Raw genomic sequence first — 832 nt, 5'->3', positions numbered from 1 at the left:
CCTCCACCTCGACCAATATATGGTGGGTATAGCTCAGTTGGTTAGAGCGCCAGATTGTGGCTCTGGAGGTCGTGAGTTCGACTCTCATTATCCACCCCAATAAGGCGACATAGCCAAGTGGTAAGGCAGTGGACTGCAACTCCTTGATCCCCAGTTCGAATCTGGGTGTCGCCTCCATAAAAATTGAATGCCGAAGTGGCGGAACTGGCAGACGCACAGGACTTAAAATCCTGCGGGACTTACCTCTCGTACCGGTTCGATTCCGGTCTTCGGCACCATTTTAATAAAACATCGCGGGGTGGAGCAGTTGGCAGCTCGTCGGGCTCATAACCCGAAGGTCGCAAGTTCGAGTCTTGCCTCCGCAACCATTAAAATTTTATAAGGCCCATTGGTCAAGCGGTCAAGACACCGCCCTTTCACGGCGGTAACAGGGGTTCGATTCCCCTATGGGTCACCAATTAAATATGCGGGTGTAGCTCAATGGTAGAGTTCCGGCCTTCCAAGCCGGCTGTGAGGGTTCGATCCCCTTCACCCGCTCCAGAATAAATATGGGACTATAGCTCAGCTGGGAGAGCACCTGCCTTACAAGCAGGGGGTCACAGGTTCGAGCCCTGTTAGTCCCACCAATTGCGGCCTGGTAGTTCAGCTGGTTAGAATGCCAGCCTGTCACGCTGGAGGTCGAGGGTTCGAGTCCCTTCCAGGTCGCCAAAATAATTAAATACGCGGGAATATGGCTCAGTTGGTAGAGCAATTGACTGTTAATCAATGGGTCACAGGTTCGAGTCCTGTTATTCCCGCCAATATGCTAGTGTGGCTCAACGGTAGAGCAGCT

9 tRNA genes are annotated in these 832 nt (G+C 52.5%); all 9 read left to right on the top strand.

Features of this window, described 5'->3' with window-relative positions:
* Positions 1-22: 22 nt before the first annotated feature.
* The 9 genes from LEQ07_RS19725 to LEQ07_RS19685 all read left to right on the top strand — a co-directional run bounded on the left by LEQ07_RS19725 (position 23) and on the right by LEQ07_RS19685 (position 800).
* A tRNA-His gene (locus LEQ07_RS19725) sits at positions 23-99 on the top strand.
* A gap of 4 nt (positions 100-103) precedes the next feature.
* Positions 104-177, top strand: a tRNA-Cys gene (locus LEQ07_RS19720).
* A gap of 12 nt (positions 178-189) precedes the next feature.
* A tRNA-Leu gene (locus LEQ07_RS19715) sits at positions 190-278 on the top strand.
* A 14-nt stretch (positions 279-292) separates the two neighbouring features.
* Positions 293-368, top strand: a tRNA-Met gene (locus LEQ07_RS19710).
* Between the two features lie 14 nt (positions 369-382).
* Positions 383-457, top strand: a tRNA-Glu gene (locus tag LEQ07_RS19705).
* 9 nt (positions 458-466) lie between these two features.
* Positions 467-540 (top strand) — tRNA-Gly (locus tag LEQ07_RS19700).
* Between the two features lie 10 nt (positions 541-550).
* A tRNA-Val gene (locus LEQ07_RS19695) sits at positions 551-626 on the top strand.
* Between the two features lie 5 nt (positions 627-631).
* Positions 632-708, top strand: a tRNA-Asp gene (locus tag LEQ07_RS19690).
* A gap of 16 nt (positions 709-724) precedes the next feature.
* Positions 725-800, top strand: a tRNA-Asn gene (locus tag LEQ07_RS19685).
* Positions 801-832 lie beyond the last annotated feature (32 nt).

The organism is Paraclostridium sp. AKS73, assembly GCF_025671395.1.
GTDB classification, from domain to species: Bacteria; Bacillota; Clostridia; order Peptostreptococcales; family Peptostreptococcaceae; genus Paraclostridium; species Paraclostridium benzoelyticum.
Note: the sequence above shows the minus strand (reverse complement) of the source record. Positions and strands in the feature narration are given on the sequence as shown.